Source organism: Tatumella sp. JGM94 (assembly GCF_018257595.1).
Classification (GTDB): domain Bacteria; phylum Pseudomonadota; class Gammaproteobacteria; order Enterobacterales; family Enterobacteriaceae; genus Tatumella; species Tatumella punctata.
Map to the genome: position 1 here is coordinate 19,871 of NZ_JAERJN010000005.1, position 17,420 is coordinate 37,290.

The window sequence follows — 17,420 nt, forward strand, 5'->3', positions numbered from 1 at the left end:
ATAGAGAACAAGGGGTTGACCAATGGTCAGCCCCTTTTTTTTATTCATTATTCTGTGACCAGCAATCACAACTGTTCAGTGTTATTTAATCGTTCAATTTTTGCTATCAATCAGGCCAGGTGCCATGACAGAGTGTTATAATATAGCAATAACTGCCGTGAAATCAGGTAACTCACCTGCACGGCCCGTCACCCGCCACCGCAGGTGATGGGGACAACGATTACAGGAACGGTCTATGAGTGACGGTAAAACATTAAAAACCCGCCAGGGTGAACATCAGCTCCACCCGGAAACATTAATGACCAGCTACGGCTATGATCCGATGTTATCCGAGGGGGCGGTGAAACCCCCGGTGTTTCTGACGTCCACATTTATTTTCCGTACAGCAGAAGAAGGGCAGGCATTCTTTGATGTCGCCAGTGGTCGTAAGCCCGCGCCTGAAGGCAGCAGAGAAGGGCTGGTCTATTCCAGGTTTAATCACCCGAACAGTGAAATCGCAGAAGACCGGCTGGCCCTGTATGAAGGCGCGGAGCGCTGTGCTCTTTTTTCGTCGGGGATGTCGGCAATAAGCTCGGTACTGCTGACTCTGTGTCAGCCGGGGGATGTGGTCTTAAAAACTCAGCCGTTATACGGTGGTACTGAAACTCTGTTTAATAAAACACTGGCTGGTCTGGGGATCAGCAGCAGTCCGCTGAGCAACTCGCTGGATTATCCGCAGATGCTGTTATCTGCCAGGCAGGCGGCGACCGGTGGCCGTATCAGCGTGATTTTTGCCGAAACACCGGCTAATCCGACCAATTCACTGGCGGATGTTCGCTTACTGGCGAAACTGGCGGATGAGCTGGAAACATTACAGGGTTTCCGGCCAGTGGTGGTGTGTGACAATACGCTACTGGGCCCGGTCTTCCAGCGCCCTCTGGCGCTGGGTGCAGATATCAGCGTTTATTCCCTGACGAAATATGTCGGAGGTCATTCGGATCTGGTGGCCGGTGCCGCGATGGGCAGCCGGGCACTGATGGCACCCATCCGCCAGATGCGCAGCGCGATTGGTACTCAGCTGGATCCGCACTCCTGCTGGATGCTGGGCCGCTCACTGGAAACACTGCAGTTACGCATGGAAAAAGCCAATAATAATGCGCAACAGGTAGCTGAATTCCTGCAACAGCACCCGAAAATTACCGCAGTGAATTATTTGCCCTTTAAAGACGCCACCACCGCTGAAGGTAAACTGTTTGCTGAGCAATGTCAGGGGGCGGGCTCAACCTTCTCGTTTGATGTCGGTCATGGCCGGGAAGAGGCATTCCGTTTTCTGAATCACCTGCAGATTTTCCGTCTGGCGGTCAGTCTGGGAGGGACCGAGTCTCTGGCCAGTCATCCGGCCACTACTACCCACTCAGGTGTTGCCCGGGAAACCCGTGAAGCTTTTGCTATTTACGATACCACTGTACGGGTGTCGATTGGTATTGAGCATCCGGCGGATTTAATCGCCGATTTGCAGCAGGCGCTGGATGCTCTGACGTCTGACTGAGTCGAAAAAATCAGGGCCGGTTATTGTGACCGGCCCTGAGATCAGAGTGTATTAACGGGCAACAATAAAACGCTGCTTATCGTCAATATAGCCTTTTTCACCCGCAGGTGCTTCCACCGAGCCGAAGTTCATCTGAGCACGCAATGTCCAGGATGCCGGTATATTCCAGGTCTGCCGGACATCGTCATCTACCAGCGGATTGTAGTGCTGTAGATTTGCCCCGATACCTTTTTCGGCCAGAGCCAGCCAGACGGCATACTGGGCAATACCACTGCTCTGTTCTGACCAGACTGGGAAGTTATCCGCATATGCCGCAAACTGCTGTTGTAATTCGCTAACCACCTGCTGGTCTTCAAAAAACAGTACTGAGCCTGCCGCAGCGGCAAAACTATCAATTTTTTTATCGGTCGCTGCAAATGCATCCGCAGGAACACGTTTTCTCAGCTGTTCTTTGGTCAGGGACCAGAAATGTTTGTGTTGTTCACCGAGCAGAATCAGGGCCCGCGAACTCTGGGAATTAAACGCAGACGGTGAATTTCTGATTGCTGTCTGAATCAGGGCAATAACATCATCTTCTGCCAGTGGCAGTGCCGGACCCAGTGCATAAATAGTTCTGCGTTTTTCAGCCAGTGCATTGAAACCTTGTGACATATGATCTCCTTACTCTTGGGATAACCATTCCGGTATCAGTTCCGGGAGTGGTGAGGATATAAGCTGTCGGAACACAGGATAGCTCATTGCCGGTAGCTCTACCTGTTTATCTTAAGTAATAAACCCGGCGAATAGCATTAAATGTCAGGGGAGCCATTAGTTTAGCTATACTGTTAGCGCAGATTCCGTTCAAAGGATCAATTTAATTAACCTTTACGTGATGCGAATCAAGGCTTATCTGCAGCAGGTCAGTTAACCTTGTGGCCAGCAGATATTACGTGGTCTTTTTACCCTTTTAACAGGAGTTCCATTATGAAAGCAGCAGTCGTTACTAAAGATCATAGTGTTGAAATTGTTGATAAAAAGTTACGTCCCCTGGAGCATGGCGAAGCGCTGCTGCAGATGGAGTATTGCGGTGTGTGTCATACGGACCTCCACGTTAAAAATGGTGATTTTGGCGATAAAACCGGGGTTATCCTCGGTCATGAAGGTATCGGGATTGTTAAACAGATTGGTCCGGGTGTAACCTCGCTTAAACCCGGTGACCGGGCCAGCGTCGCCTGGTTTTTCCAGGGCTGCGGCCACTGTGAATACTGTGACAGTGGTAATGAGACTCTGTGTCGCAGCGTAAAAAATGCCGGTTACAGCGTGGATGGCGGTATGGCCGAAGAGTGCATTGTGGTGGCAGATTATGCGGTGAAAGTACCGGAAGGCCTTGACCCGGCGGCCGCCAGCAGTATTACCTGTGCCGGGGTTACGACTTATAAAGCAGTGAAAGTGTCTAAAATTCGTCCCGGACAGTGGATTGCGATTTATGGCCTGGGCGGGCTGGGTAATCTGGCATTACAGTATGCAAAAAATGTATTCAATGCCAAAGTCGTGGCGATTGATGTCAATGAAGCACAACTGGAGTTTGCCCGTGAAATGGGGGCAGACCTGACCATCAACCCTCTGAAAGATGATGCTGCCAAAGTGATGCAGGAAAAGTTCGGCGGCGCTCATGCGGCGGTAGTCACTGCGGTAGCAAAATCGGCGTTTAACTCAGCAGTATACTGCGTCCGCGCCGGTGGCCGTGTGGTTGCTGTCGGTCTGCCGCCGGAAGCTATGAGTCTGGATATTCCCCGTCTGGTTCTGGACGGTATCGAAGTTGTCGGGTCACTGGTCGGTACCCGTGGTGATCTGGCGGAAGCCTTCCAGTTTGCCGCTGAGGGGAAAGTAGTACCGAAAGTCGAAAAGCGTCAGGTTGAAGATATAAATACTATTTTCCACGAAATGGAGAACGGGAAAATCAAAGGCCGGATGGTGATTGATTTCTGTTCGCACCAGCATTAAGGGTAATCCGTAAGCGGTGTCAGGCACCGGAAAAGGCTCTGACCACAGGTCGGGGCCTTTTTTTTGGTTATCACTCTGCGCTCAGGCGATGCTCCGGGGCAGATAGCGTATTAATAACGGCTCACAGTTTCTGCCAGTTCAGACTATTTTGGTCAGACCAGTTTGTCGGGAAAAGTAATATCATTCACAAAACTCATATGAAGTCTGTGATCTGTGCTGAATATACTTAACAAACGTTTTACCCGGTCGTTAGGATACCGCTGACAACACTGCGTTAACATCAGCAGAACACTTATCTACAGACTGACCGGCAGCCTGATCTATTCAGGAGGAGCTAATGAATAAATCGCCAGAAAAACTCACTGATATGCTGGTGAATCGCCTGCAGCTATTGATTAAACAGCAGTCGCTGCAGGCAGGGATGCGGCTACCTTCTGAACGTCAGCTGGCCAGTGATTTGCAGGTTTCCCGCGCATCTGTACGGGAAGCGCTGCAAAAACTGAATAGTGCCGGGATTGTCTGTACTCAGCGCGGCGGTGGCACCTTTATCCGCAAGCAAATCACCCCCTGGTCTGAACGGGTGATTGTCGAGCCTCTGAAAGCATTACTGAGAGATGACCCGGAATACCGTCTGGATATTCTCGAGGCCAGACATGCGCTGGAAGGCGGAACGGCATGGCATGCCGCGCTGCGGGCGACAGCAGAAGATAAGCAGCGCCTGCAATACTGTTTTGATGCCATGAGTGAGTTACAGGCCGGCAGTGATGCCAGTCTGGTCGCTCAGGCGGATGCACGGTTTCATCTGATGATTGCAGAAGCGTCTCATAACGCGGTGTTGTTACAGACTATGCGCGGACTGTTCGATTTATTACACAGTTCGGTGTTACAGAGCCGCCAGCAAATGTTTGCCAGGCAGGATATTGTTGAGCAGTTGTGCGGACAACACTATCAGCTGCTGCAGGCTATCCTGTCAGGCGATGCTGCAGCGGCAAAGAATGCCGCTAACTGTCACCTTAGTTTCGTGCATAAAACCACCCAGCAACTCGATGAAGACTATGCCAGACAACTCAGAATCATTCGTTTGCCTGACGATCTTCCGCAAAGCCCAGAGAATTGATCATGATTATTTCTGCTTCATCTGATTACCGCGCCGCTGCTGAGCGACGTCTGCCGCCCTTTCTGTTTCATTATATTGATGGTGGTGCTTACAGCGAATACACAATGAAACGCAATACGGATGATCTTTCGCAAATCGCCTTACGCCAGCGAGTCTTAAGGAATATGTCATCCCTGAGTCTGGAAACCCGGCTGTTTAACGAAACATTATCAATGCCGGTGGCTCTGGGGCCGGTGGGTCTGACGGGAATGTATGCCCGCCGCGGAGAAGTACAGGCAGCCAAAGCCGCTTCGGACGCCGGAATACCTTTTACCTTGTCGACAGTCTCTGTTTGTCCGATCGAAGAAGTGGCGCCGGCGATGTCCCGGCCAATGTGGTTCCAGTTATATGTCCTGCGCGATCGCGGATTTATGCGTAATGCACTGGAAAGGGCAAAAGCAGCCGGCTGTACCACCCTGGTCTTTACGGTAGATATGCCCACCCCCGGCGCACGTTACCGTGATGCTCATTCAGGAATGAGCGGGCCGTTTGCAGCATCACGGCGTTACTTACAGTCGGTTCAGCACCCTCGCTGGGCATGGGATGTGGGTGTACTTGGCAGGCCCCATGATCTCGGTAATGTATCGGCTTACCTGGGGAAACCGACCGCACTGGAAGACTATATTGGCTGGCTGGCGAAAAACTTTGATCCGTCGATTTCCTGGAAAGACCTGGAGTGGATCCGTGATTTCTGGGACGGTCCGATGGTGATTAAAGGCATTCTGGATCCTGAAGATGCAAAAGATGCCGTCCGTTTTGGTGCTGATGGTATTGTGGTATCGAATCATGGTGGCCGGCAACTGGATGGTGTCTTATCGACGGCGCGGGCAATGCCGGCCATTGCTGATGCAGTAAAAGGTGATCTTACCCTGCTGGCAGACAGTGGTATCCGCAACGGTCTGGATGTGGTGCGGATGCTGGCACTGGGTGCAGATACCGTATTACTGGGCCGGGCATTTATTTATGCACTGGCTGCCCATGGGCAGCAGGGTGTGGAAAATCTGCTGACGCTGATCGCGAATGAAATGCGTGTGGCGATGACACTGACCGGGGCTAAATCGGTGAGTGATATCAGCCGGGAATTACTGGCGGCTAATCACCTGCTGGTGGGATAAATCGTAAATGCAGGCCGCAGTTTGTTACTGCGGCTATACTTAAGTTTTACGAACCTGAACCGGAGGAACTGATGACTATTCATAAACAAGGCTCGGCCCATTGGGAAGGTGATATTAAGGGCAAAGGAACGGTAAGTACCCTCAGCGGCGCTCTGAGCCAGCAGCCTTACGGGTTTAATACCCGCTTTGAAGATAAGCCCGGTACTAACCCCGAAGAACTGATTGGTGCAGCCCATGCCGCCTGCTTTTCTATGGCTCTTTCCCTGATGCTCGGACAGGCAGGTTATACGCCGAAAAGTATTGATACCGTTGCCGACGTGTCACTGGATAAAAAAGGCGAAGGCTTTGCGATTACCCGTATCGCGCTGGCCAGTGAGGTCGAATTACCGGGCATTGATGAGAAAAAATTTGAAGAAATCATCCTGAAAGCGAAAGCCGGATGTCCGGTATCGCAGTTACTGGATACGGAAATCACCCTCGACTACACGCTAATGAACTGACAGTGATATGTGCCCGCGCTCAGCGGGCCATTATTCTTCATTTTCCGTATCTTCCTTCACCTGACGGATAAGCCGTTCCCGGCCAGCCAGCGGGCTCAGTGCTGTACCCTTTACCGGACGCCGCACCCGGGTTACGCGGGCAGGATCGGCAGCAATAAATTCAAAGGTCGGGGCATAGTAAAATGGCAGCCAGCCACCGAATCCGCTTTCCCATTCCCAGCGGACAGGGCAGGGCCAGAGAATCTCCTGATACAGCAGATAATATACCCAGCGCCCGGAGGGTTTACGCGGCCGGGATTTTTTTGTTTTCATCTGTTACCCCGGGTCAGCAAAAAGAGTCACCGCACAAATCGCGGGTGACAGACCGCAGCCGGTTTATTGTGGCTGACGATCACGGTGAACTTCTCCGCAGATCAGTACCGCATGGGGGCGCACTTTATGTATGCGGTCGGCCATCTGCTCACAGCTGACCTGGTCCGGAAATATATGTTCAGATACGGGTAATGCATCACAGGCATCGTTACCACAGGCACTGACTAATAATACAAATCCGATTAACATGACTGGCTCCTTAGCGCGGTGTCCTTGTATCGTGATGACCGGAATCTCAGTATAGCATTGTGATTGGTAACATTTTGCTAATCGACTGTTGCTGCCGTTGTCACTGTTGTTTTGTATAAAAAAACTGAAAAAGACGGCGGTTATTCTGCCAGAGATTAAATAACTGCGTTACACTTCCGCCCTGTATATCGTTAATATTATTTCTACAGGTAACATTATGAAAGAAACCAGTTCTCAGCCGATACAGCACCTTAATGAAGCGATCTCCCAGCCCGCACAGCATCCTAAACAGGCGGCATTGCAGTTAGTTATTGAACTGGTTCGCGCCGGAAAACTGAGTCCGTTACAAGGGGATGCTGCCAATATGATTTCGATTTATGAACAGTTCAAAACCCATTTTGAACAGGAACGTGATCGCTGAAACGCCCTGATTTCTCGCGGGCAGGTTGCGGCCTGTCCCCGGTGCCTGCATGCGGTTACAGGGCCGACAGATAGAAAGCCGGTACCAGTGCTATCAGATTATTTAGTGTATGTAAAAATACCGGCAGCGCCAGCCCGCGGCTTTTCAGTCTTGCCCAGCACAGCAACAGTGAAAATAACGTTAATGCGGCCACCGACTGCCAGTGAACATACTGGGTATGCATGGCAGCAAACAGTAAAGACGTCAGTAACATGGCGGCAAAACGGCTTTTCGGAGCCCACAGCAGAAACGTTTGTAATAAAAAACCGCGAAATAATACCTCTTCAAAAACCGGCGCCAGACAGACTGCGGTGATTAACAGGATAAGCTGTGAACTGCGGGGCTGATTTGCCTGCTCGGATAGCCAGATTTCGGGCAGCAGATATTGTGTTTCTGCCACAATCAGTAGCAACAGCAGCAGACTGAATAGCAGTGTTTGCCACGGCTGCAGTGTGCTGAAAGGAATATCGTTCCGGCGCTGACAATAAAAACGGTATAACGGATAAATCACCGCAAATTCAAACACGCAGAGTACCGGAACCAGCAAACCGCTGGCCCGCAGGGCGGCAAAATTAGGAAACAGCGTAATCATCAGTGTTATCAGGTAGTAGATAACAAAACTACCCAGATAAAACGCAGTCAGTGTAATTTTATCTGATTGAGTGTTCATTGTTCGCCCGGTAGTAGGAATCTTCTGAATAGTATCAATGGCACAAATCACTGTCGAGTCAGGCGATGCAATCACCGCCGGGTTTTGTTAATGCATCGGTACAGGCTGAGGTTATAATCACATCTGAGTCTGCCCGGGTCTGCGGGCCAGGTTGTAAAGGTAATATCCGTCCTTTCGGCGGGGGATTTTGTACCATAGATGTTATTAGATGAAGGGCTGTGCCCTGCAATATCAGGACCCGGTAGCGATGTAAAGGCCCGCAACTGTATTACCGGTCCTGTACCTGAGGAATAAAGATGAAAACATATGGCAGAGTATTACTTATCACTGGCTTTCTGTTACTGGCGGGCTGCCAGTCGTCCGCTAAGCCATCACAGACAGCCTATGTCCCTGATGATGATATGTGTGGTGCTTCTGATTATCAGCAGTACCTCGGTAAACCACTGTCGTCGGTGAATAATCTGCGTTTTGATAATCCGGTTCGGGCAATTGGCTATCATTCTGTGGTCGCCATGGATTTTAACCTGCGCCGCCTGAATTTCTTTGCTGACAGCCAGGGAATGATCAGCAGGGTATACTGCGGATAAAAGTGCTGCTGTCATCAGAAAGTCATTATTCACCTCTATACTCTGATGCTGTTCGTTATCAGATGTATTTCCCGCTCCGGCGGGCTTTTTCTGGCGCATCACTTCTGTCACTCTGTTATCCGCAGGGTGAACTTACGTTATTTTCAGCCCGTTTCTGCGTGACGTCCGCCGTTTACCATCACTTTTTTGTCTGCCCGCTGTAAGATAATTGTCAGGTTGTATGTCATAAAATCAATGGCCCGTTGAAACGGATAATTCTTATCATCTGCGCGGATATACTGACGGCGATTTCAGAGAACAATTATCAGCGGGGTCATTATGTTACGTTTGATTAAAATTTCTGCAGTGCTGGGCGTTGTTGTGATGCTTAACGGTTGTATTTTCCCGCCGCCGGGTGGCGGGGGCTGGGGAGGCGGAGGGCCTGGCGGCGGCGGATGGGGCGGCGGCGGGCCTCACTATGGCGATAACGGACGCTGAATAACTGCCGGCAGATAATTGCCGGAGGGCACCCTGGATACCAGGGCCCTCCGGAGATAATATCGCATCTGATCTTTTCTCACCGTTCTGCGTGGCATGATCTGCTGGTATGTCTGCCGCTGACCTGTCGCAAGCAATGATTTCCCGCGAACCCCGTCTTTTTTTGTTTTTTTCTCCTCGTTTGCCAGCCATTTAGTAAAAAAATCTGCATTTTTATTTATTTAATGTTACCGTCAGCAGCAGATAATGCTGAGGTTAATTATGAACAACCTAATCGCTGAGCTGTTAATCAAACTGGCAGAGAAAGACGAAGAGTATAAGCTTCAGACCGAGCGAATGGCAGCTATGGAAGTGATTTTATCGCTCATGCTGGAAAGTTTACCTGCGGAGACTGTTTCTTTATTTGAGGAAAAGTTTCAGCAGCAGCTATTGAGTAATAATGATCCATTTTCAATAAAGGCTGAGTCTTTTTCATATAGCCGTTGCCTGGACGCTATATCGGCAATAAAATATCCGTTGTCTGACGGATAATAGCTGTTAAATTACGAATAATATGACTTCCCGCAACACGGGGGGGCTATGGCTATCCGGCCGATACTGTTATTACAGGAGTAAGTAATGAATAAACTGATCAGCAGGTTAATACTGTGTGGGTGCTGCGTCACGGCGTCAGTAACAGCAACTGCAGCCGAAAAAACAGCACAACAACAAAAAATGACTGACTGTAATCATCAGGCCAGTTCTCAGAGCCTGAAAGGGGATGCCCGTAAGGGTTTTATGAGTACCTGCCTGAAAAAAGAGAATAACAAAGCTGGTCTGACCACACAGCAGCAAAAAATGAAAACCTGTAACGCTGATGCCAAACAAAAAGCATTGAAAGGTGATGCGCGTAAGTCATTTATGAGTAGCTGCCTGAAAAAAAGCTGAGTATACCCTTGTTGCTATGATGTCTCTGACAGACAGTCTCAGTCAGAGACTGTCTGTCAGATTTTTATTTGTAACATTTATTCTGTGATATATATTCGCACTTGCGGCTAAGAAAATCTTCCGTATTACCCTAAAATTCCGCCGCAGTTTAATTTACCGCTATTTAATTACGGTAATGCTTTGCTTATTCTCAGCATAATTAAGGAAGAGAACGATGGCAGCGCTTATTATTATTTGCGTTTTTTTTATCAGTGTATTTTATGCCCATTCCCGCGGAAAAATAAGACAGAAGTTTTCCAGGCAATTATTTGATCATTCAACCTTTATGGCCCCGGTAAACATGTTTATGACCGGGTTCTCGGCATTGCCATCAAAGCAGGCATGGTTTCCCGCAGATACGTTTGCTGAGCTGCAGCCTTTACGTGATAACTGGCAGGTTATCAGAGATGAAGCGGTGAACCTGCAAAGCCATATTAAAGCCGCGACGGCAAACAACGATGCCGGTTTTAATACCTTCTTTAAGCGCGGCTGGAAGCGTTTTTATCTCAAATGGTACGGTGATGCACACCCGTCCGCTGAGCAGCTTTGCCCGGTGACCACCCGGCTGGTCAGTTCTATTCCCTGTATCAAAGCTGCAATGTTTGCAGAGTTGCCCGCCGGCAGCTATTTAGGCAAACACCGCGACCCTTATGCCGGATCAGTGCGTTACCATCTGGGGTTATCAACACCGAATGATGAACAGTGCTTTATTGAGGTCGATGGTGTGCGCCGTAGCTGGCATGATGGTGAGGCGATGATTTTTGACGAAACTTTTGTTCACTGGGCACAGAATGATACCGGACAGACCCGCATTATTTTGTTCTGTGATATAGAAAGACCGATGAAATGGCGCTGGGCGCAGGCAGTAAACCACTGGGCAGGACAAACATTAATGTCAGCGGCGGCATCGCCTAATGATGATAGTGACCGTACCGGCACCATTAATCGGTTATTTAAATACGTAAATGCCGCCCGTGATGCGGGACAAAGACTCAAAAAGCGGAACCGTAAACTTTATTACCTGCTGAAAAATGGTGTGATTACACTGATTTTTCTGGGACTGATTATCTCGGTCTTTAAACACTGGTGATCCGTGTTGCTGGATACTTTGCGGTATCCGGCAATACACAACCGCTATTTTTTACTTAATGCTTCTGATTTTTCGATACATTTCTGCATTGCCAGCATAATAGCTGAACGGAAGCCCTGACTTTCCAGAGTCTGAACCGCTTCGATAGTGGTGCCGCCGGGCGAACATACACTGTCTTTTAACTGTGCCGGATGCTGCCCGGTTTCCAGTACCATCTGTGCTGCCCCTTTGACGGCCTGTGCCGCGAAAGAATAAGCCTGCTGCCTCGGCATCCCGCCCAGAACGGCGGCATCCGCCATGGCTTCAATCATCATAAACACATAGGCCGGTGATGATCCGCTGACGCCGACGACCGGATGAATCAGGTATTCGCTGACCTGTTCTGCTTGACCGAAGCTGCGGAATATTTCGAGGATCGTTGCGGTTTCTTCCGGACTGACCAGGGCATTCGGGGTGACCGAGCTCATTCCTTCACCGACTAATGCCGGCGTGTTCGGCATGATACGGATAATTTTACGATCATGACCAAGGATATCGGCTAAGGAATCCAGAGTGACACCGGCTGCAATCGAAACCACCAGGGTCTGTTTACTGATCTGCCCGGCAATGTCGCCCAGTACTTTACGGATAACATTGGGTTTCACTGCCACGACCAGAATATCCGTTTCGCGGGCAATCACTTCGGCACTTTCGGCAGCATGCAGACCATACTCCGCGGACATCTGCTGGTTAGTTGCCACTTTACGGTCAAACACCCAGATATTTTCCGGCGTAATCACCTGGCTTTTAACAATACCGTTAATGATTGCTTTGGTCATATTACCGCAACCGATGAAACCAATTTTTTTATTCAGCATTACCTGTCCTTTGTTGTCGTCGGAAAGCCGCAGTGTGCCTGCGTGATATCAGGTTATCTTTTCCCGGGGGCTGACAGCAACCGGTAAACGGATAAACAGTTGTCCCCGGTGGCCATAATAGTCCACAATTCCGGCTCCGTCCCTTTAGGAGGTATTATGGCTATCTGGGTTGACGCTGATGCCTGCCCGACAGTAATCAAAGAAATACTGTATCGCGCAGCAGAAAGAACACAAACACATATTACTTTTGTCGCTAACCAGTCACTGCGGCTGCCGGCATCACCCTGGCTGCACAGTCTGCGGGTCGCCGCGGGGTTTGATGTGGCCGATAATGAAATTGTCCGCAGGCTGATCCCCGGTGATTTGGTGATCACCGCTGATATTCCTCTGGCGGCGGAAGTGCTGGAAAAAGGGGCTGACGCGCTGAACCCGCGGGGAGAGCGCTACTCTCCGGCGACGATCCGCGAACGCCTGACAATGCGTGATTTTATGGAAACGCTGCGGGCCAGTGGCATTCCTTCCGGCGGTCCGCCGGCACTGAATCAGAAAGACCGGCAGTTATTTGCGAATGAACTGGACAAATGGTTCAGACAGCCCTGAGGCTGCCTGAAACCGGGACGACAGGGGGGAGTTACAGGAAACTATCGTCGTCATCATTAAAGCTGTTATCACCAAAGAAGCTGTCAAAGCCACCGCCGTTATTATTATCATCCCAGCTGGCATTGTCTGCAGGATGCTCGTTGCTGCCGTAATTAAAGGTATCCAGATTCTGATCGTAATCCGGCGTTTCCGGCGGTGCTTCATTAATAATGTTTACAATCTCTTCCGGCTGAGAATGGTGGAACATGCTGGTCAGCATATCTGCCAGTACCACCCCGCCGGCAACACCTGCAGCAGTTTGTAATGCCCCCCCCAGGAAGCCGGTAGTACGGCCCGCTGCCGGAGGTGCAGTGTAGGCTGGTTGTTGCTGAGGCTGCTGTGGTGCCTGTTGCGGATTACCCCATGCTGACTGGGCTGGAGCCTGCTGGCGTTGCTGTGAGTTGCCACCGCCAAATAAACCGGCCAGAAAACCACCACTGCTCTGAGGCTGCTGCTGTTGTTGCAGCTGTTGTAAACGGGTTTCCAGCCCGGCGACCTGATCATTCAGCTTTTTCAGTGCTGCTTCCTGAATAAGTAACGCCTGTGACATATAGTAGGCTGCTGCAGGCTGGTTTTGCAGATGGTTTTTGATTAACTGTTCTGCCCCGGGGTCTCGTGGTCCGCTTTGGGTTTCTGCCTGTTGTAAACGGCTAAACAGACTATCAATCAGTTTTTGTTCTTCGCTCTGCATGGTGAAACCTCTTTTTATCATCTTTATTACACCCCGGCTGTATATCAGTGAGGGTGGTTGTGACTGTCTGTGACTCCGGGTGCCGGTGTTGGTCACTGCTGTTACCTGCACCCTGCAATTATTGTTTGGTGACTGCACCCTGTTAAACAGTTATGCCGGAGTTATATATGGGGGTGCCGGCCGGTAAAGTAAATGCAAACGCAGTAAAAAAATATTGCGGTATCCCGCCCGGCCACAAATATCGATGTTTTCCGCCGCTGGCGGTTGTCGGCGGGTGGCTGTCAGGGGCAATTCCGGTTATCATGCACAGGTTTACATCCAGTCACTTTAACTATCCCGGCGGAGGATCGGTCTTTATGTCATTACCCATCTATCTGATAGGTGCGCGGGGTTGCGGAAAAACAACCATCGGCCATCTGTTATCACAGACACTGGGCTATGCATTTAATGATACGGATCATCATTTGCAATCGTCGCTGCAATGCACCATTGCCCAAATTGTTGCCGAACAAGGGTGGGAAAGCTTTCGGGATAAAGAGTCAGCATCACTGATTCAGGTGACGACGGCATCGGCAGTGATTGCAACCGGCGGCGGTATTATCCTGCGCCCGGAAAATTGCCAGCATATGCGTGAACATGGCCGGGTTTTCTGGCTGAAGGCTGAACCGCAGGAACTGGCTAAGCGCTTAACGGTGGATCCGGAAGCCGGACAGCGTCCGACCCTGACAGGCAGACCGATCACCGAAGAAATGAGCGATGTGCTGAAAATCCGCAGTCCGCTTTATTCATCCACAGCTCACCATATTATTGATGCTTCCCGTCCTCCTCAGGAAGTGGTGGATAATATATTGCAGGTATTATCACAACAGCGAGCCGGTTAGCCTGCCCCGGTTCGCCTTTCTGCCGGTAGCCTGTTATACCGGCCATTTTTCCGCAGTTGTTCTCTGGTCTGCTATTTTAAAGAAACTTTGCCCGTTCCTGATACCAGAAACCAGCCGAAACTGCTCTGTCAGCTCTGAGCGGTAGCGGAAATGGTTAAGCTGATGATGTGGCTGATTATTTACGTGACAAGTCGATCTGACAGCTTTTACACTGTCTGCAACATCCTGCTGACGATTAAGGAAACTGCATGCTGAAGTCTAATGAGTACTTTGAAGGTAAGGTCAAATCGATTGGTTTTGAAAACACCCTGTCAGGCAGCGCCTCTGTCGGTGTTATGTCTGCGGGCGAATATACCTTTGGTACCGGTAAGCCGGAAGAAATGACGGTTGTCAGTGGATCACTGAAGGTATTGTTACCGGGTGAAACCGAATGGCGCTGGTATGAAGCAGGACAGGTATTTAATGTGCCGGGGAACAGTGAGTTTTATTTACAGGTTGCTGAAGACAGTGCTTATCTGTGTCGCTATCTGTAAATGATGGTACGCCATGCTCTGCCTGTGCAGGGCATGGCGCAGTGATCAGCGCCGGGCTTCGCCGCCCAGGGCTTCCACCAGTGCTTCGGTAAACATCGCCAGCTCACCGGTCATCAGGGTAAAATCCGCATCAAAGCGTAAGGCCTGATCTTCCCGGTCGATATCATCATTTTGTTCACGCAGCGTTTCGCTGAATTTCAGCCTTTTGAGTGAACCGTCATCACAAACCATAAACTGTAATCGCTCCTGCCAGTCGAGGGCCAGTTTTGTCACCCGTTTTCCGGCCTCGATATGCAGGGCAATTTCGTCACTGACCAGCGCCTGTTTTTTACAGCGGATCACGCCACCTTCTTCCAGAGTCGCTTTCAGTTCGGCTTCATCCAGCAGGGTAAAACCTGCCGGCAGGCTGCCGGAACGTACCCATTCGGTCAGCGTCAGTTCGACGGGCGTTTCCAGTGTCAGCGGGACAACCGGCAACGAACCGAGGCTTTTGCGCAACAATGCCAGCAGGTCTTCTGCTTTTTTGGCACTGGCGCTGTCGACCATAATCAGCTGGTGTCGGGTATCAATCCACAGCCAGGTCTGGCTGTAGCGGCTGAAAGCGCGCGGCAACAGGCTATGGATCACTTCATCTTTCAGGGAATCTTTCTCAGTTTTTTTCAGCTTACGTTGCTGGGTAGCTTCCAGATGACTGATTTTGGCCTCAAGGGCTTGTTTGATCACCGGGGAGGGCAGGATTTTCTCTTCTTTACGGGCGCAGAGCAGCATCTGACCGTTACTGACATGGACCAGTGCGTCGGCCTTATCATTCAGTGGTGCTATCCAGCCGGTTTTTACCTGATCCTGGCTGCCACAGGGGGTGAAACTGCATGCCTCCAGTTGCTTTTCCATGTCATCGGCAGACAGCGGGATTTCACGGTTGAGACGGTAAACCATCATATTTTTAAACCACAGCATCTGAGTTCCTTAAGCCAGCATTTTCCGGAATGTCTGACAGATGATACCCAATCACTGGCCTGGTTTCAGCAACTACTGTAATAAATAACAGTATCTGAAGGGGGCAGGTGATATAACCGGCGGATAAATATCACCTGCCCGCGGGCTTATTCCTGACTCATCAGTAACGCATCGTGCGGCGCCTGTCGGCGCTGGTTGCTGGTCAGTCGGAAGTACAGATAACCGGCCGCCATGATCACCACAAACAGCAGTGCGATGACCGGGTTAAACCACACCATTGAAACCAGGCAGATCACTGCCAGCAGCAGGGCGATCGCCGGGACCAGCGGGTATCCCGGCGCACGGAAACTGCGAATCATGGCCGGTTCAGTGCGGCGCAGGCGGAACAGGCTCAGCATACTCATGATATACATAACAATGGCACCAAAAACGGCCAGAGTGATCATCGCGGCGGTCAGGGACATGCCCTGCAGGTGGATCCAGTTATCGCTGAAAATAGCGGCAATACCTATTACTCCACCGGCGAGGGTTGCCCGGTAAGGCGTCCTGAAACGGGACAGTTTCGCCAGCGGCCGGGGCAGATATCCGGCACGGGCCAGGGCAAAAAATTGCCGGGAGAACCCGAGAATAATCCCGTGAAAACTGGCCACCAGACCGAACAGACCAATCCATACCAGCATATGCATCCAACGGGAATGTTCACCGACGATCATTTTCATTGCCTGTGGCAGCGGATCATTAATATCGGACAGCTTACGCCAGTCTCCGGCTCCGCCAGCCAGCAGCATCACGCCTATTGCCAGTACCACCAGGGTCAGGATCCCTGCAATATAAGCCCGCGGGATATTTTTACGCGGATCTTTTGCTTCTTCGGCGGCCATGGCGGCACCTTCAATGGCCAGGAAAAACCAGATAGCAAAGGGAATTGCTGCAAAAACCCCGCTGATGGCCTGCAGACCGAAACCATCTGCACCGGCCCAGCCATGGGCTGTAAAATTGGTCAGGCGGAACCCCGGAGAGACGACCCCCATAAAAACCAGTAATTCGATCACTGCCAGGATGGTGACAATCAGCTCAAACATAGCGGCCAGCTTAACGCCCAGAATATTGAGGCTCATAAATACCAGATAAGCAACTACCGCTGCAATTTTCGGGTCCAGAGCCGGAAACTGGACATTCAGATAGGCACCGATAGCCAGTGCAATCGCCGGCGGGGCAAAGACAAATTCGATCAGCGTCGCCAGCCCGGCAATCAGGCCGCCGGTTTCCCCGAATGCTCTGCGGCTGTAGGCAAAGGGGCCGCCCGCGTGAGGGATAGCGGTGGTTAATTCGGTAAAACTAAAAATAAAGCAGCCGTACATCAGGGCTATCAGCAGTGTGGTCATCAGAAATCCCAGAGTACCGGCGACACCCCAGCCATAACTCCAGCCAAAATATTCGCCCGAAATCACCAGGCCGACGGCAATTCCCCATAAGGAAAAGGTGCCGAGGGTGGGTTTGAGTTTTGTTGTCATGTGTCTGTCCCCGTCGTGTGTTGGCACTCCGCCGATACTCTGTCCGGCGCAATAAGCTGTCTGCCGGATAATGCCGCGCAGCGGGGGGCAATACCTGACCGCAGTTGTCACAATTCTGTCATTTGAAGTCAACTTCCTCCCGCGACCGGCAAACATTGTCGTGCAAAGCCAGGTTTTGTTACTGGCGGGTCAGGAAACCGGCCCTTTATCGCAGGCATGCTTACGCAGGGACTACGGACTCAAACAACGACCGGG

Annotated in this window: 22 protein-coding genes; 14 read left to right on the forward strand and 8 right to left on the reverse strand. The window is 50.8% G+C overall.

Features of this window, described 5'->3' with window-relative positions:
- Positions 1–235 precede the first annotated feature (235 nt).
- Positions 236–1,528, forward strand: a complete 1,293-nt coding sequence (locus JK216_RS04975) for a cystathionine gamma-synthase family protein (RefSeq protein ID WP_212711575.1) — start codon at positions 236–238, stop codon at positions 1,526–1,528.
- A 51-nt stretch (positions 1,529–1,579) separates the two neighbouring features.
- On the opposite strand, the gene JK216_RS04980 is transcribed toward JK216_RS04975, so the two are convergent.
- Positions 1,580–2,179: a nitroreductase family protein gene (locus JK216_RS04980; RefSeq protein ID WP_212710694.1), complete on the reverse strand. Its 600-nt coding sequence runs from the start codon at positions 2,177–2,179 to the stop codon at positions 1,580–1,582.
- A 312-nt stretch (positions 2,180–2,491) separates the two neighbouring features.
- Here JK216_RS04980 and adhP point away from each other — a divergent pair, with 312 nt between their 5' ends.
- The 4 genes from adhP (at position 2,492) to JK216_RS05000 (ending at position 6,282) form a co-directional block, all read left to right on the forward strand.
- Positions 2,492–3,511 (forward strand): alcohol dehydrogenase AdhP, encoded by a 1,020-nt coding sequence (gene adhP, locus JK216_RS04985; RefSeq protein WP_212709006.1) that lies wholly within the window; start codon positions 2,492–2,494, stop codon positions 3,509–3,511.
- A 337-nt stretch (positions 3,512–3,848) separates the two neighbouring features.
- Entirely contained in the window at positions 3,849–4,628 is a 780-nt protein-coding gene (lldR, locus tag JK216_RS04990) for a transcriptional regulator LldR (RefSeq protein ID WP_212707877.1), read from the forward strand.
- A gap of 2 nt (positions 4,629–4,630) precedes the next feature.
- Positions 4,631–5,782: an FMN-dependent L-lactate dehydrogenase LldD gene (gene lldD, locus JK216_RS04995; RefSeq protein WP_212707878.1), complete on the forward strand. Its 1,152-nt coding sequence runs from the start codon at positions 4,631–4,633 to the stop codon at positions 5,780–5,782.
- A gap of 71 nt (positions 5,783–5,853) precedes the next feature.
- Positions 5,854–6,282, forward strand: coding sequence for an OsmC family protein (locus JK216_RS05000; protein WP_212707879.1), 429 nt, complete (start codon positions 5,854–5,856; stop codon positions 6,280–6,282).
- A gap of 30 nt (positions 6,283–6,312) precedes the next feature.
- On the opposite strand, the gene JK216_RS05005 is transcribed toward JK216_RS05000, so the two are convergent.
- Both JK216_RS05005 and JK216_RS05010 read right to left on the reverse strand, forming a co-directional pair.
- Positions 6,313–6,594 carry a hypothetical protein gene (locus JK216_RS05005; RefSeq protein ID WP_212707973.1) on the reverse strand — a complete coding sequence of 94 codons (282 nt, stop codon included), beginning with the start codon at positions 6,592–6,594 and terminating at the stop codon, positions 6,313–6,315.
- 63 nt (positions 6,595–6,657) lie between these two features.
- On the reverse strand, positions 6,658–6,843 hold the full coding sequence (locus tag JK216_RS05010; RefSeq protein ID WP_212707880.1) for a hypothetical protein: 186 nt from the start codon (positions 6,841–6,843) through the stop codon (positions 6,658–6,660).
- A gap of 217 nt (positions 6,844–7,060) precedes the next feature.
- Between JK216_RS05010 and JK216_RS05015 the strand changes: the two genes are divergently transcribed.
- The gene (locus JK216_RS05015; RefSeq protein ID WP_212707881.1) at positions 7,061–7,264 is read left to right on the forward strand and encodes a hypothetical protein; all 204 of its coding nucleotides are present in this window, start codon (positions 7,061–7,063) and stop codon (positions 7,262–7,264) included.
- Positions 7,265–7,319: 55 nt separating this feature from the next.
- Here JK216_RS05015 and JK216_RS05020 read toward each other — a convergent pair whose 3' ends face one another.
- A complete protein-coding gene (locus JK216_RS05020) occupies positions 7,320–7,973 on the reverse strand; it encodes a CPBP family intramembrane glutamic endopeptidase (protein WP_212707882.1) in 654 nt (217 codons plus the stop codon).
- Between the two features lie 296 nt (positions 7,974–8,269).
- Between JK216_RS05020 and JK216_RS05025 the strand changes: the two genes are divergently transcribed.
- From JK216_RS05025 to lpxO, 5 genes are all read left to right on the forward strand, one after another.
- Positions 8,270–8,560, forward strand: coding sequence for an I78 family peptidase inhibitor (locus tag JK216_RS05025; protein ID WP_212707883.1), 291 nt, complete (start codon positions 8,270–8,272; stop codon positions 8,558–8,560).
- 318 nt (positions 8,561–8,878) lie between these two features.
- The gene (locus JK216_RS05030) at positions 8,879–9,037 is read left to right on the forward strand and encodes a hypothetical protein (RefSeq protein WP_212715373.1); all 159 of its coding nucleotides are present in this window, start codon (positions 8,879–8,881) and stop codon (positions 9,035–9,037) included.
- A 261-nt stretch (positions 9,038–9,298) separates the two neighbouring features.
- The gene (locus JK216_RS05035) at positions 9,299–9,568 is read left to right on the forward strand and encodes a sigma-S stabilization anti-adapter protein IraP (protein WP_212707885.1); all 270 of its coding nucleotides are present in this window, start codon (positions 9,299–9,301) and stop codon (positions 9,566–9,568) included.
- Positions 9,569–9,655: 87 nt separating this feature from the next.
- Entirely contained in the window at positions 9,656–9,964 is a 309-nt protein-coding gene (locus tag JK216_RS05040; RefSeq protein ID WP_212707886.1) for a PsiF family protein, read from the forward strand.
- Positions 9,965–10,178: 214 nt separating this feature from the next.
- Positions 10,179–11,093: a lipid A hydroxylase LpxO gene (lpxO, locus tag JK216_RS05045; protein WP_212707887.1), complete on the forward strand. Its 915-nt coding sequence runs from the start codon at positions 10,179–10,181 to the stop codon at positions 11,091–11,093.
- A gap of 44 nt (positions 11,094–11,137) precedes the next feature.
- Here lpxO and proC read toward each other — a convergent pair whose 3' ends face one another.
- The gene (gene proC / locus JK216_RS05050; RefSeq protein ID WP_212707888.1) at positions 11,138–11,950 is read right to left on the reverse strand and encodes a pyrroline-5-carboxylate reductase; all 813 of its coding nucleotides are present in this window, start codon (positions 11,948–11,950) and stop codon (positions 11,138–11,140) included.
- Between the two features lie 156 nt (positions 11,951–12,106).
- Between proC and JK216_RS05055 the strand changes: the two genes are divergently transcribed.
- Positions 12,107–12,550, forward strand: coding sequence for a YaiI/YqxD family protein (locus JK216_RS05055; protein WP_212707889.1), 444 nt, complete (start codon positions 12,107–12,109; stop codon positions 12,548–12,550).
- Between the two features lie 31 nt (positions 12,551–12,581).
- Here the strand turns inward: JK216_RS05055 and JK216_RS05060 are convergent, their stop codons facing one another.
- Positions 12,582–13,280, reverse strand: coding sequence for a DUF2076 domain-containing protein (locus JK216_RS05060; protein ID WP_212707970.1), 699 nt, complete (start codon positions 13,278–13,280; stop codon positions 12,582–12,584).
- 356 nt (positions 13,281–13,636) lie between these two features.
- Between JK216_RS05060 and aroL the strand changes: the two genes are divergently transcribed.
- Positions 13,637–14,161 (forward strand): shikimate kinase AroL, encoded by a 525-nt coding sequence (gene aroL / locus JK216_RS05065; RefSeq protein ID WP_212707890.1) that lies wholly within the window; start codon positions 13,637–13,639, stop codon positions 14,159–14,161.
- A 248-nt stretch (positions 14,162–14,409) separates the two neighbouring features.
- Positions 14,410–14,694 (forward strand): pyrimidine/purine nucleoside phosphorylase, encoded by a 285-nt coding sequence (gene ppnP, locus JK216_RS05070; protein WP_212707891.1) that lies wholly within the window; start codon positions 14,410–14,412, stop codon positions 14,692–14,694.
- A 45-nt stretch (positions 14,695–14,739) separates the two neighbouring features.
- On the opposite strand, the gene rdgC is transcribed toward ppnP, so the two are convergent.
- A complete protein-coding gene (gene rdgC / locus JK216_RS05075) occupies positions 14,740–15,651 on the reverse strand; it encodes a recombination-associated protein RdgC (RefSeq protein WP_212707892.1) in 912 nt (303 codons plus the stop codon).
- A 146-nt stretch (positions 15,652–15,797) separates the two neighbouring features.
- The gene (gene eat / locus JK216_RS05080) at positions 15,798–17,165 is read right to left on the reverse strand and encodes an ethanolamine permease (protein WP_212707893.1); all 1,368 of its coding nucleotides are present in this window, start codon (positions 17,163–17,165) and stop codon (positions 15,798–15,800) included.
- Positions 17,166–17,420: the final 255 nt, after the last annotated feature.